The 12,788-nt window shown below is 28.8% G+C and carries 14 protein-coding genes; 2 read left to right on the forward strand and 12 right to left on the reverse strand.

What is annotated here, in order from left to right; translation table 11 throughout:
- Nucleotides 1–22: 22 nt before the first annotated feature.
- The 6 genes from H518_RS20935 to H518_RS0117600 all read right to left on the reverse strand — a co-directional run bounded on the left by H518_RS20935 (nt 23) and on the right by H518_RS0117600 (nt 6,204).
- Nucleotides 23–1,861, reverse strand: a complete 1,839-nt coding sequence (locus H518_RS20935; protein ID WP_081411216.1) for a leucine-rich repeat domain-containing protein — start codon at nt 1,859–1,861, stop codon at nt 23–25.
- 117 nt (nt 1,862–1,978) lie between these two features.
- A complete protein-coding gene (locus H518_RS0117580; protein ID WP_028890293.1) occupies nt 1,979–2,623 on the reverse strand; it encodes a hypothetical protein in 645 nt (214 codons plus the stop codon).
- A 134-nt stretch (nt 2,624–2,757) separates the two neighbouring features.
- On the reverse strand, nt 2,758–3,090 hold the full coding sequence (locus H518_RS0117585) for a hypothetical protein (protein WP_028890294.1): 333 nt from the start codon (nt 3,088–3,090) through the stop codon (nt 2,758–2,760).
- A gap of 53 nt (nt 3,091–3,143) precedes the next feature.
- On the reverse strand, nt 3,144–3,554 hold the full coding sequence (locus H518_RS0117590; RefSeq protein ID WP_028890295.1) for a hypothetical protein: 411 nt from the start codon (nt 3,552–3,554) through the stop codon (nt 3,144–3,146).
- Between the two features lie 82 nt (nt 3,555–3,636).
- Entirely contained in the window at nt 3,637–4,392 is a 756-nt protein-coding gene (locus H518_RS0117595; protein ID WP_028890296.1) for a LytR/AlgR family response regulator transcription factor, read from the reverse strand.
- Complete coding sequence (locus H518_RS0117600) at nt 4,393–6,204, reverse strand: tetratricopeptide repeat-containing sensor histidine kinase (RefSeq protein WP_162143121.1); 1,812 nt, start codon at nt 6,202–6,204, stop codon at nt 4,393–4,395.
- 257 nt (nt 6,205–6,461) lie between these two features.
- On the opposite strand from H518_RS0117600, the gene H518_RS0117605 reads away from it, so the two are divergent.
- A complete protein-coding gene (locus H518_RS0117605) occupies nt 6,462–7,274 on the forward strand; it encodes a hypothetical protein (RefSeq protein ID WP_043707221.1) in 813 nt (270 codons plus the stop codon).
- On the opposite strand, the gene H518_RS0117610 is transcribed toward H518_RS0117605, so the two are convergent.
- On the reverse strand, nt 7,271–8,122 hold the full coding sequence (locus H518_RS0117610; RefSeq protein ID WP_028890299.1) for an NHL repeat-containing protein: 852 nt from the start codon (nt 8,120–8,122) through the stop codon (nt 7,271–7,273). The genes H518_RS0117605 and H518_RS0117610 overlap by 4 nt on opposite strands.
- Nucleotides 8,123–8,310: 188 nt before the next feature.
- Between H518_RS0117610 and H518_RS20150 the strand changes: the two genes are divergently transcribed.
- Nucleotides 8,311–9,426 (forward strand): serine hydrolase domain-containing protein, encoded by a 1,116-nt coding sequence (locus H518_RS20150; protein ID WP_051263832.1) that lies wholly within the window; start codon nt 8,311–8,313, stop codon nt 9,424–9,426.
- Between the two features lie 102 nt (nt 9,427–9,528).
- Here H518_RS20150 and H518_RS0117620 read toward each other — a convergent pair whose 3' ends face one another.
- From H518_RS0117620 to H518_RS0117640, 5 genes are read right to left on the reverse strand one after another with little or no spacing between them, the layout of a single operon-like run.
- Nucleotides 9,529–10,347: a TPM domain-containing protein gene (locus H518_RS0117620; protein ID WP_051263833.1), complete on the reverse strand. Its 819-nt coding sequence runs from the start codon at nt 10,345–10,347 to the stop codon at nt 9,529–9,531.
- On the reverse strand, nt 10,344–10,781 hold the full coding sequence (locus H518_RS0117625; protein ID WP_028890301.1) for a TPM domain-containing protein: 438 nt from the start codon (nt 10,779–10,781) through the stop codon (nt 10,344–10,346). The genes H518_RS0117620 and H518_RS0117625 overlap by 4 nt, the downstream gene beginning before the upstream one ends.
- A 2-nt stretch (nt 10,782–10,783) precedes the next feature.
- Nucleotides 10,784–11,377, reverse strand: a complete 594-nt coding sequence (locus tag H518_RS0117630; RefSeq protein WP_028890302.1) for a LemA family protein — start codon at nt 11,375–11,377, stop codon at nt 10,784–10,786.
- Nucleotides 11,378–11,392: 15 nt separating this feature from the next.
- Nucleotides 11,393–11,722 carry a MerR family transcriptional regulator gene (locus tag H518_RS0117635; protein ID WP_028890303.1) on the reverse strand — a complete coding sequence of 110 codons (330 nt, stop codon included), beginning with the start codon at nt 11,720–11,722 and terminating at the stop codon, nt 11,393–11,395.
- A gap of 19 nt (nt 11,723–11,741) precedes the next feature.
- Entirely contained in the window at nt 11,742–12,710 is a 969-nt protein-coding gene (locus H518_RS0117640) for a M23 family metallopeptidase (protein ID WP_028890304.1), read from the reverse strand.
- Nucleotides 12,711–12,788: the final 78 nt, after the last annotated feature.

The following is a 12,788-nucleotide window of genomic DNA, read 5'->3' on the forward strand; positions in this document are numbered from 1 at the left end:
TACCTATTTACACGTAACCCTACTATACGTTTGTTGCTATTTTAGAATTAGATGCTTTTAATAAGCGATTTTTCAAGTCGAAAATCCCTAGAATTTGATCGCTCCCTTTAGTAGCCAAAATATTATTACCTGACAATTGTACTTTATACCCTTTTTGATTTAAATAAGAGAACAAAGCATGTTTATGGCTAAATTTCATTCTAGTGGTAACCTTTGCAAAATGTGAACAAATAAGAGCAGGTTCTGTAATTTCTTTCGCGTCTACTAACTCAGATGTTAGCAATACATAAACTTTTATTCCTTTAAAATTTAAAGGAGCATAACAACTCGATACAACGACACCATTAGCTACAAAAGAAAAATAATGCCCTGGATCATTTTCTGTTTCAATCTTTGGCATTGTTAAATCTTCAATACCATATTTTTCGCCTATTTTTTTTAAAGCTAAAGAAGCTTCTAAGAATTGCTCTGGAATTCCGCTTTGTTTATTTGCCCATGCCCAAAGCCATGATTGTTCTTTTTCAGAATATGTTCCTAGCACCTGCATTCTAAAAACATGCTCACCATATGTTACCGTTCCTTCTAACATATCACAAGACCAACCTAAATCTTCAACAACTTCTTGAAAATGATCTTGACGTTCAAAAGTTAATGCTACCGACTGGTTATGTAATTGTGATAAATTTACTTTGGGTTGTTCATTTTTCGAACCTTCTTTTATTTGTTCTTCTTCCCTTCTATTAACTAAACCTGTACCTGGATATTCAAATGAAATATTATTAATTTCAGATCGAAAAAAAATGTTTTCAATCCTTTCTTTGAATATTATTGGCATTGATACTTTCTTTAATTTATTACTTTCAGAAAATGCTTGTGGACCAATAGAATCTACACCTTCTGGAATACTCAAAAACGCTAAGTTATTCCCAGCAAAAGCAGATTCTCCTATTTTTTTAAGACTTAATGGTAATTTTACTTCAGTAATGCCACTATTAGAAAAACAATAGTTTGGTATTTCTATCATACTTTCCGAAAGAGTCAATGTCGAAATAGTATTTCTAGAAAAAGCCCCATCCCCAATTACAACAAGACTATTTGGCAACGTAAGTGTTTTTAATTGATTTCCATAAAAAGCATCTTCACCTACTTCAATTAAACCTTCTGGTAAATTAATATGAGTAAGTTTATTACCATCTAATGCTTGCTTTCCTATACTTAACAATGTTTTAGGAAGTACTACTTTCTCTAAATTCATTTCTTGAAATGAATACGGAGCTAATTTTGTTACCTTCTTATTGTTAATCAGTTCAGGAATTACAATTGTTGTTTGGTCATCATTGTACTTAGTAATTGTTATTGCCCCATTAACTTCTTCGAATGAAAAAGCATTTTTATTTTTACTAAAATCAACAGAGGGGCCATTTAGGTTTTCATCTGCTTCTGAAAAACGCTCTAAATTATCCTCCAATAATGTAATAATACGTTTAGTTCTACTTTCTATCGCATCAGCATTAATAACTGGGCTATGATCTATTTTTAAAACCCCTTCTTCGAAACTAATCGCATTCTCTGGGTTACTTTCATTTTTACTGTTTTCAATAACAATTTTTCTCAATCCTTTTCTTAATAATTCTCCCCCTAGTTCGTCTATATTAATAGCTTTTAGCCCGTCTATTAATGGCTGAAAGTAAACTTTAACAAAAGTATCGTTGTATAAATGTGAAAAACGATCTTCTTGTAAAGTATTCCATGCGATAGAAATTAGTACATCAAAATTTGCTGCTTTAAAAATCTGCTCTTCAATTTTTGGGTATAACTCATTTTGAAATGCTTTAATAATTCTTTTTTCTCTTAGTCCCATAGTAATATTATGTATCTTTTTTTATAATTTTCTTAATCCTTATTCAAATATAAAGTCTAATGATTATCTCCCTTTTATTGCTTTTATATACGCAGTAATTCATTTTATAAGCGTATTTCACAAAACTGATTCAATTTTCTCTACTAGAATATTTTCTAATTTTTCTGGTAATGCTTTTTTAGTGTCAATAGAAATCTCTAAAACATTATCTACCTTCTTTACTTTAAAATTTGCTGCTTGAACAATAGTTATACTTGTTATAGTTTTCCAAATATCTAATGCCATTGAGTCATTACACACCAATGTTACTGCTTGTAAAAGAGAGTTTACTATATCTTTACAATTCAACCGAACGTTTAACTCTTGTAATGCAACTTTATCTACATTTAAATTAATTGGTACATTTAATATTTCTTGTTGTTTATTAACCCATCTTTTTAACTCTAAACCACTTATTGTTTCATTAGAATTAATGGGTCTGCTCACACTACCGTCAGACAATGCTACAGCTAATTGTTTCGGATATTTAATACCTAATAAACAAACCTCTTGAACATTAAAAAAGAAAACTTCATTGTTTTGAGTTCTTAAACATACCCCTATTTGATATTCTTCTTTTAATACATCAACAATAAAACCTTCTAAATATGTTCCGTTTTTAAGCGTTAAAGTAATTGCTACTTCTTCTTTCTCTTTAAAAATAAGATCTATTATTGCAGCAGGTGACTTTGCCTTAAACTTATTTATATACGATGTATCCATTCTTTTTTATTTAATTATTGAGCGTAAATAAAACTTGACTAGTTTTATAATTTTAAAGAGACAGGTATTGCTCTTATTTAGAAAAAAACAAGGTGGAAGAAAGTGTTAAAATGAAATAGCCATAAAACGATTAATTAACAAACCTCTTTAATATTTTTTGAAGTTAAATAAGCTCTAGAGTTTCCTTCTTTATAATAAGGCCTATGTAATTTTTTTAATTTAGCATCCCATTCAAATACTATTGAAACTGTTTTTATTTCGACCAATCTTAACGCTACTAGAAACAGGTTGAAATTTACATTCGTTGTATTAAAATTACGTTTGAACACAACAATTTCGTATTTTCCTTTATGATGTAACTCTAAATACTCCACTAAACTTTTTTTAGCAACTTTAGTTGCTATACCACATGAATAAAACGTACTGATAACTAGTAAAAATACTCCTAGGTATAGCCCTTTTAACATATCTTAATCTTTTTAAAGCCTCCTTTTTTAAATTAAAAAAGGAGGCTTTATTTTTATAAATTATTTTCTAATAAGCTAGTAAGTACCTTAGTTCTTGAACTTACATCATCCGCATTTAAAATCGGACTATGGTTTATTTGTAAAACTCCTTCTGAAAAAGTATATGCGTTTGTTGGGTTGTGATGATTGTCATTATTAACAATTACTACTTTTTTTAAGCTTTCTTTCAAAGCTTCTTTACCCATATCATCTGCCGTTATAGCTGAAAAGCTTTCAATTAATGGCTGAAAGTAAATTTTAGGATAGCTATCGCTATATAAATGTAAAAAACGATCTTCAAATAAAGTTTCCCACGCTGTTTCTAAAGTAATATCAAAACCAGCTGCTACATTAATTTGCTCTTTTAAAGCTGGATATTGCTCCTCTTGAAACGTTTTTGTAAATCTCTTTTCTTTAAGTCCCATTTTAATTGTTTTAAGGTTATTTTTAATTTATACCTCAAAACTATATCGAAAAAATAGTTTTTAAAAAACAGTTTTATAATCGTTACTTCTTGTTTTGTATTTGCTGAAATTGACTTAGAAACTGCTTTAAATAACTCTTTTTTCTAGATGCTAATGGTATTTTCTCTCCTCCTATTAACACAACTGTATTTGTTGTTACCGAAGCTATATATTTTATATTTATTAAATGAGATTGATGTATTCTAACAAAAGTATGTTCGCTTAAAATATTTTCGTAATATTTTAAGTTTCTTGCACTCATTATTTTTTTTCTTTTAGTATGAAAGGTAGTATAGCTCCCATCTGATTGACAGCGTATAATTTCATCTACTTGCAAAAAATGTTGTTCATCTGTTGTTTTTATTAGCAGTGTTTTCTGTGCTTCTTTTTTATCTAACTCAACAACCTTATCTACAACCTTTAAATAATGTTGTTCTTTTTCATAACCAATTCTAAAACGTTCTATGCACTTACTTAACTCATCTGAATCTATTGGTTTTAATAAATAATCAACAGTATCAAACTTTATCGCTTTTATAGCAAACTCATCAAAAGCAGTTGTAAATATTATTTTAAAATTAATAGTTTCTAGGGTTTCTAATATTTGAAAAGCAGTACCCCCTATTAATTCTATATCCATAAAAACCAAATCTGGTGTATTGTTTTTTAAGAATACAATAGCATCATTTACATTATCTATTGTTGCTATAATTTCAATATCTTTTTGGGTGTATTGAATTAGTTTAGTTAAGGTATTTAAGGCATTAAACTCATCTTCTATTAATACTGTCTTTATCATTTATACGGTAAGTTTAAAAAACACTTTTGTTCCTATTGATTTTTTTTCATCATTATATAAATCTTCAATCGTAAAAGACTTTTCCTCTCCTTTGCCTCTTGTTTTTAATCGTTCTATAAAAACAGCTGTTGCATGCAATTTTTCTGACACTTTAACATCTTTTTTTTTTATAGTTCTTCCAACCCCATTATCCAGAATCTCAAAATATAAACCATCCTTTTCTTTATCAATTTTTAAAGCTAAAACTCCGTCTGTTTTTTTTCCTTTAAGCCCATACTCAATCGCATTCTCTACAAAAGGTTGCAAAAGCATTGGAGGCATTTTAAGTTCTTTTATATTACAATTCTCTGATATATCTATTGTATACTTAAATGCGTTATTAAAACGTAGTTGCTGCGTTTCAATATAATTAGAAATCATTTTTATTTCTTCTTCTAATGATATTTCTTCTTTTCTAACATAATCGAAATTCTGACGAATTAATTTAGAGAACTTAGCTATATAATTTGAAGATTCTAAAGGATTTCCTTCTAAAATAATGTTTTGAATTGCTGCCAAGGTATTAAATATAAAGTGAGGATTCATTTGCACTCTTAACAAACGTTGTTCTAACTTCGATGCTTTATTTAAAGCTCTTAGTTTATTATTGTAATTTAAAAAGACAGCTATAATAAGTAGTAATACTAACGAAATAATAACACTTACACCTAAAAACATATTTTGCTTACTTGTTTCTTTTTGATGTTTTAAAGCGATCTCCTTTTCTTTTACTTTATAATTTACATTCGCAAAATGAAGTAGTTTTTCTTTCTCACTTTTATTCAATTGAATTTTAACACTATCACGTATCGTTTGATGAAATAAAGCTTCTTCAAAGTTTTTTTCTAAAAGAGCAACAGCTATTAATTTATCTCTAATATCTGTTTCTTCTTCTATGTTGCCTTTGTCTTTATAAATGTTTAGCGCCTTCTTATAATTTATTTTTGCAGAATCTAACCTATTCGTTACTAAAAACAAAGCTCCTAAACCTTTATAAGGTGCTGCATTTATAGCTTTAATATTTTTATTTAAAGTAATAGCTCCTCTTAAAAATTTTTCTGATTGTTTAAACTCCCTCGCTTCTAAATAAGTAAATCCTATATTATTTAAAACCCGTACAATAGTTTTAGGATCCTTAATTTTTTCACTTAATTTTAAAGCTTCTGAAAATTTTTGCAATGCTTTATTATATTCTTTTAACTGTAAGTGTATCGTTGCTATGTTTCCTTTTACAGCAATAATAGATGTAATGTCTTCAGAATTTAAAAATAGTTTTTCTGATTGATTTATATATGCTAATGCCTTTTTGTAGTCTTTTAGTCTAAAATGTAATTGAAACAATTGATTGTTTGCTTTTGCCTGTAGTCTATTATTATTTATAAGTTCACCAATATGCAAAGCCTCGATAGCGTATTCTTGTGCTTTTTCAAATTCTCTTAATTTAATACAGGTGTTACTTAACGTTATTAAACTTCTTCCTTTATTATAGTTATCGTTAAATTTAGAAAATAGCGTGTATGTTTTTAAATGAATATTTTTTGCTTCTATAAACTCATCATTCAAATAATATACTTCCCCTTTTTCAAATAAAAGTAGTGCTTCTTCCGCAGTATTTAAATCAGTAACATTTAACAGTAAACTATCAATTTTTTTTATTGCTTTTTCAGGTTGCTTTTGAGAGTCTTCTTGTAATGTTAACAATTGCTTTTCTAATACAGGTCTAATACTATTAGACTTAGAACATCTTATTGCAAACACAAAAAAAACAAACACAAAAAAAACTTGTAAAAAACGCTTAAAAGTGGAATACATAAAAGGTTATTCTATTTTTTTATAACAGCTAAAATAACCATAATAATGGCAGATTTTAAAAAATACCACTTACTTTTATTCAAATATAAAATAGACAATAGCACTTATAAAATCATTCTCTTAGCAAGAGAAAAACGCTATAATTTTACACTATGAAGTAAAAGAAATAACACTTTATTAGCTTTTGAAGTACAAAAAGAAAACATATCTTATTAACAATGGATAAAGAACACTTAATAAAACAGCAAGAAAAACGTTACAACAACTTAAATTTTGTAGTAGCTATAAAAAAAGATAACAACGGCATCATTCAAAATTTTATTGATAGCGAAGAAGAAGCTCGTTTACATGATTTTCAGGGACAATTTTACCCTTCGTTTCATTATGAAATTAACAGAGTAATGAAAACGAAGATGACAAAAATATCGCAAAAAAATATTTACCTCGCCTATTATTACAGAATAAAATTAGGTATTTGGGATGTGCCTAGCAAACTAAATTTTCCTTTATTTTTGGCTGCTGTAGAAAAAAACATATTAGACAATGACATGGATAAAACCTATGTTAGCGCTTCTAAAATGTTTTTACTTTTCGACTTTAAAAACAATAGTGATTTACCTAAAATAGCAACTCTCTCTTATGAGGATTATATAGCATCAATTAAATTCTTAAATTTAAGTAATAGTTATTCATGCTACCCGAATCTACGTAAAAAAAGAATTCGTTTTGCTCCTTTTTTATCAAACAAACTACTTTTAACTCGTATTAAAAATGGTTTAGATTTTTATTTAGATAGTAATTTTGAAACTGCGGCTTCACTTGTTCTTTTGTTATTAGACGCTGATGAAACTTCTAAAAAAGCATTACTAAATTTACATAAAAAAGAACTAAAAAACACACAAGTTTGGTTATTAGGGAGTTTTTATAAAGATTTTCAATCTGAGGAGATAAATAAACCTGTTTTAATTGATTTGTATAACAAGTTTCCGAAAGAGTGGATAGATGAGTATCAAAAAACGAATTACGATTAATTTAAATAGAATTCGTACAATTTACCACCTTTTAAATGTGCTCTTTCATCAGTAATATAAAGTGTTTTATTATCTTTAAAAACGATCCCTTCTTTTTGAGAAACATACCCCAAAGGAAATTCTTTTACATCTCCTGATAGAAAATCGTCTTCAAGAAAATTTGTAAATACAAAAACCGATTGGTGATTTAGTAATGCAACCTTTTTTTTATCAGGAGAAATTGCTGCTGCTGTTACCCAACAATGAAAATCAGTGCATGTTTCAAAAGTTGAAATGAATTTTGCTTCATGATTTCCTTTTATAGCGGGAATTTTATATAAAGTTGTTTTTCCAAAATTATTAGTAACTCTGCTTTTAGTAAAAATGAATAAAAAGCCATCTTTATATAATAAACTCTCTGCATCAAAAAAACGTCTTTTCTTCTTAGGTGGAAACTTTTTTTGTGAAGGATAATAAAACTTAATTTTTTGGACTGCAACCTCATCTTTCACCAACAAATCTTGATAACTTATTTTAAGTATTCTTAAGTCTCTTCGCTTGTTATTGTTATTCCCAAAATCTGCTATATATAAATTTCCTTCCTCATCAGAAGTTATATCTTCCCAGTCATTATTTTTTGCTTTAACAACAACCTCTCGTATAATTTTACCTTTGGTATCTACCCCGTAAATAATTGGTTTATTTCCGCTATCATTAAGCATCCATAATAAATCTGAGCCTTTTATTTTTTGTATCCCAGAAACTTCTTCTAAAGAGTTTGGCAAATCAGCAAGTATATGTAACTGCCCGAAATTCTGACAGCTAATCAACGCAAATAAACTACATAAAAATAAATACGGCTTTTTCATTTTCTTATTTATTACTAAAAGTAAATATAAAAAAAGTATTGAACAGCTTCTCTTTTATTTCGTTTTACTATTTAGCATTTCATTTAGTTTTTATTAGTATTCAATTATATTTTAATTAAATATTCTTTAACATTTACTGAAAATCAATAAGATAGATTTGCGCTATAAAAATTATAAAACAAAAATTTATGAAACACTACATTTACAAAATTGCATTTCTTTTTATCTTTTTCTTAATAAGTTGTAATGATGAAGAACCTAAAATAGAACCTACCGATTTTACTACTGAAATAGCAGATAAAAATAAAGCGGCTCTTATAAAAGAGAATCTTACAAACTTTCCTAATTCTACAGAAATTTCGATTGCTATTATTGATAATAATGAGACAGATTATATTGGTGTGCTAAAAAAGAATGATGTATTTCAAATTGCAAATAACAAAAATAATGTATTTGAAATAGGATCGATAACAAAAGTATTTACAAGCATACTACTTTCAGACGCTATTAATAAAGGCAAAGCATCTTTAAGCGAAACACTACAAGAACAATTTAATTTTACTTTAAAAAATGGAGGTAACATACAATTATCGCAATTAGCAAATCATACTTCTGGGCTACCTCGTGTTCCTACTAACTATGACGCAGCACCTGATTTTAACCCTATAGATCCGTTTGCTAGTTATACTCCAAATTTACTAGAAGATTATTTAAAAAATGAAATTGTTTTAAAGAACGAAATAGGTTCTAAATTCGAGTATTCAAATTTAGGAGCAAGTTTATTAGGTTATATATTATCAAAAAAAGCAGGAAAAACTTATGAAAACCTTTTACAAGAAACAATTCTTACTCCATTACAAATGAATAACTCTACAACAGAACTATCAAATATTGATCCAAATTTGTTAGTCTCAGGGCTTGATGAAAACGGAAATATCTCTCCAAATTGGAACTTTACAAATACCTCGGTTGCAGCAGGAGGAATAAAATCATCTGTAGCTGATTTAGAAAAGTTTATTCATAAGAATTTTGAAGAGGATGATGTATATAATTTACCACAAACTATAACCTATAGTCATGATGAACATCAAGGTTTAGGTTTAGGGTGGTTTATTACAGGAGATGCTGACTTCACAATTCTATTTCATAACGGAAACACTGGCGGGTACTCATCTGCACTTGCTATTGATAAGAAAAATAAAAAAGCAGTTGTTGTACTTTCTAATGTTCCTTCTAAAAGCCCAAATTTTGAACAAATTAATACAATGTGTACTTCATTATTAAAATACATTTCTACAAAATAGAATTACTACTAAAAAAAGTACTTGTTATTATTGAATCATCGTCAATAATAACAAGTACTTTTTTTATAATTCGTTTAAACGAAATCTATGCTTTTATATGAATTACCAACCTCCAGATGCACCACCTCCGCCAAAACTTCCACCACCGAAGCCGCCGCCGAAACCGCCACCATCAAAACCTCCTGATGAACCGCCGAATCCGCCACTACCACCGAAACCTCCTCGTCCGGCATTGCTTAAAATTATGGTTTCTAAAATACTTCTCGAATCTGATCTTCTATAATTTCTTTTACCACCACCTCGGTTACCTTTATTACCTCTAAATATTAAAACAAAAAAGATAATAAGGATAATTATAAAAATGATAAAACTTGGATCGAAGTCTTTTGATTTTTTTCTACTTCCTTTGTATTCGCCATTTAATGCTTTAAAAATAGCATCTGCTCCACTATTTAAACCAGCATAATAATCACCACGTTTAAATTGAGGAATTATCTCTCTTTCAATAATTCTTTTTGAAAGAAAATCAGTTAGTAAATGCTCTGTTCCTTTACCTGCTTGAATAGATATTTTACGATCACTTTTTGCTAATAAAACTAAAACACCATTATCTTCTTCAGCTTGTCCTATTCCCCATTTCTCCCCCCAATTAGCTCCTAAATAGTTAATATTTTCTCCTTTAGTAGAATCAATTATAGCAATTACAATTTGTGTCGAAGTGGTATCAGAATATTTAATTAACTTATTTTCTAAGTTAACCTTCTGCCCTTTAGATAGCAATCCTACATAATCATAAACACTTGTTTCTTCATTAGGTTTTTTAGGTATTTCAAATCCTTGCGAAAACAATGTTTGTATAAAAGCGAAAGCTATTATAAAGAGTAAAACTTTTTTATTAATGACTAATAATCTTTGAATCATCCTTTAGAAATTTCATTAGACAATTCATTTTCATCATCAATCTGCCACGGAAAATGGGTTTTTAATTCATTTCCGGCTTTTAAAATACCTTTAACAATTCCTTGTGTAAAATTACCTTGTTTAAATTCTTCTTGCATGATATTTCTTGTCGTATCCCAAAAATCATCTGCAATAACAGCATCAATACCTTTATCACCATAAATAACAAATTTATGATCTTCTACAGCTAGGTAAATTAATACTGCATTTTGCTCTTTGGTATTAAACATTTTAAGCTTCTGAAATACTTCTAACGCACGGTCATAATGAGAAATTATTGTTGTTTTCTCTATATGTACACGTATTTCACCAGAAGTATTTCGTTCAGCTTGCCTAATTGCATTAACGATTTCCTCTTCTTCTTTTAATGAAAGAAAATCTTCTACTTTAGACATATTTAGAATTTAAAATTTACATCAGGTGCTTTTTCTGAACCTGCGTCTGCTTTATAACGGTTCATTTCAGTAAAATTGAAAATCCCTGCTAAGAAAGAACCAGGAAATTTCTTAATTAATTTATTGTAAATGTTAACCTTTTCATTAAAACGATCACGCGCAACATTAATACGATTTTCTGTACCTTCTAATTGACTTTGTAATTCTAAGAAGTTTCTATTTGCTTTAAGATCTGGATAACGCTCTACAGAAACCAATAATTTAGATAAAGCTCCTGATAAGCCAGATTGTGCTTTTTGAAATTGAGCCATCTTTTCAGGAGTTAACTCTCCTGCATTTATGTTTACAGAAGTTGCTTTTGCTCTTGCTTCAATAACTTGTGTTAATGTTTCTTTTTCAAAATCAGCAGCTCCTTGTACTGTTTTAACTAAATTACCAATTAAATCATTTCTACGTTGGTAAGAACTCTCTACGTTAGACCAACTAGTTTTTGCATTTTCTTGAAATTCTACCGCATTGTTTTGAAAACCTACAGCCCAGTTATAAAATCCATAGGCAATAATAGCTATAAGAATTATAGGAAGAAATTTTTTCATATTTTTAAAATTGTTTTATAATTGATTTTTAATTTTTTGTAATTCAGCTTTTACAGCTTCTAATCTACTAATAATTTCGTGATTACTTATTACTCCTTCTGGGTTTCTCTTTAATTTTTTCTTTGCACCCTCTAAAGTAAAACCTCTTTCTTTTACTAAATTATATATTAATTTAAAATTCTCAATATCTTCTTTAGTAAATAATCTATTTCCTTTCGCATTTTTTTTGGGTTTTATTACATCAAACTCTTGTTCCCAAAAACGAATTAATGAAACATTAACGTCGAAAGCCTTAGCTACTTCGCCTATTTTATAATATCTTTTTTCAGGTAGTTCTACATACATTGGTTTTCAAAAATTCTAATTAATCGTACGATTGCCCTTTTTGCTGTGATGCTTTTTGCATCGCTACAAACTCTTCTGGAGTTAAATCTCCGTAATAATAATAAATAGGGTTTACAGGTCTACCATTTTTATGTACTTCATAATGTAAATGAGGTGCTGCAGAACGTCCGGTATTACCAACATACCCAATAATATCTCCACGTTTTACTTTCTGACCTTTCTTAGCCAAAATTTTACTCATATGCGCATAAATAGTTTCATAACCGTATCCATGGCTTATGTATACAACATTACCAAAAGACGAACTACGATGCGCTTTTCTTACTATTCCATTTCCTGATGCAAATATAGGTGTACCCTTTGGAGCAGTAAAATCCATTCCATTATGCATTTTCCATGATTTTAAAATCGGATGTAATCGCATACCATAACCAGATGCCATTCTCCTTAAATCTTCATTTTTCATAGGTTGTATTGCTGGTATTGACGCTAACATTTTTTCTTTCTCCTTTGCCAAACTAACAATTTCATCTAACGATTTTGATTGCACAACCATTTGTTTAGATAAGATTTCTATCTCTTTAGTTACATTCGCAATCATCGCACTATTCTTAAAACCTTCTAAATGCTTGTACCTATTTACACCTCCAAAACCAGCTTTACGTTGTTCTTCAGGTATAGGACTTGCTTCAAAATAAGTTCTATAAATATTATCATCTCTCTCTTGTAATTCAGCTAATCGTTCAGATAACACACCTATTTCTTTAGACATTAACTCTGTATGAAGCTTAAAATTTTCGATTTCTCTCTTCTGAGACCTCTCATTTGGAGACATTAAAAACTGACTAAACCCAATAAAACCAAAGAAAGCAATTAACAAAGCACCTACAACTCCTAAAAAATATTTTTTATATGTTTCACTCTTTTTAGACTCTATTTTTCGGTACGATAATGTCTCGGGGTCGTAATAATATTTTACTTTCGCCATAATACTAAATATACTATTTTTGTGCTTGTTAAAACAAGCAACTTCTTTTAAGGGGACGTTTTTGATAACACACAAATT

The sequence above is a fragment of the Tenacibaculum ovolyticum DSM 18103 genome (genome assembly GCF_000430545.1).
Taxonomy (GTDB): Bacteria; Bacteroidota; Bacteroidia; order Flavobacteriales; family Flavobacteriaceae; genus Polaribacter; species Polaribacter ovolyticus.

Coding starts and splice junctions, on each gene's coding strand:
- H518_RS0117625 (WP_028890301.1), bottom strand. CDS start 10,781: ATGTCTAAAGTAGAAGATTTTCTTTCATTAAAAGAAGAAGAGGAAATC.
- H518_RS0117580 (WP_028890293.1), bottom strand. CDS start 2,623: ATGGATACATCGTATATAAATAAGTTTAAGGCAAAGTCACCTGCTGCA.
- H518_RS20150 (WP_051263832.1), top strand. CDS start 8,311: ATGAAACACTACATTTACAAAATTGCATTTCTTTTTATCTTTTTCTTA.
- H518_RS0117635 (WP_028890303.1), bottom strand. CDS start 11,722: ATGTATGTAGAACTACCTGAAAAAAGATATTATAAAATAGGCGAAGTA.
- H518_RS20935 (WP_081411216.1), bottom strand. CDS start 1,861: ATGGGACTAAGAGAAAAAAGAATTATTAAAGCATTTCAAAATGAGTTA.
- H518_RS0117605 (WP_043707221.1), top strand. CDS start 6,462: ATGGATAAAGAACACTTAATAAAACAGCAAGAAAAACGTTACAACAAC.
- H518_RS0117620 (WP_051263833.1), bottom strand. CDS start 10,347: ATGATTCAAAGATTATTAGTCATTAATAAAAAAGTTTTACTCTTTATA.
- H518_RS0117585 (WP_028890294.1), bottom strand. CDS start 3,090: ATGTTAAAAGGGCTATACCTAGGAGTATTTTTACTAGTTATCAGTACG.
- H518_RS0117595 (WP_028890296.1), bottom strand. CDS start 4,392: ATGATAAAGACAGTATTAATAGAAGATGAGTTTAATGCCTTAAATACC.
- H518_RS0117590 (WP_028890295.1), bottom strand. CDS start 3,554: ATGGGACTTAAAGAAAAGAGATTTACAAAAACGTTTCAAGAGGAGCAA.
- H518_RS0117640 (WP_028890304.1), bottom strand. CDS start 12,710: ATGGCGAAAGTAAAATATTATTACGACCCCGAGACATTATCGTACCGA.
- H518_RS0117610 (WP_028890299.1), bottom strand. CDS start 8,122: ATGAAAAAGCCGTATTTATTTTTATGTAGTTTATTTGCGTTGATTAGC.
- H518_RS0117630 (WP_028890302.1), bottom strand. CDS start 11,377: ATGAAAAAATTTCTTCCTATAATTCTTATAGCTATTATTGCCTATGGA.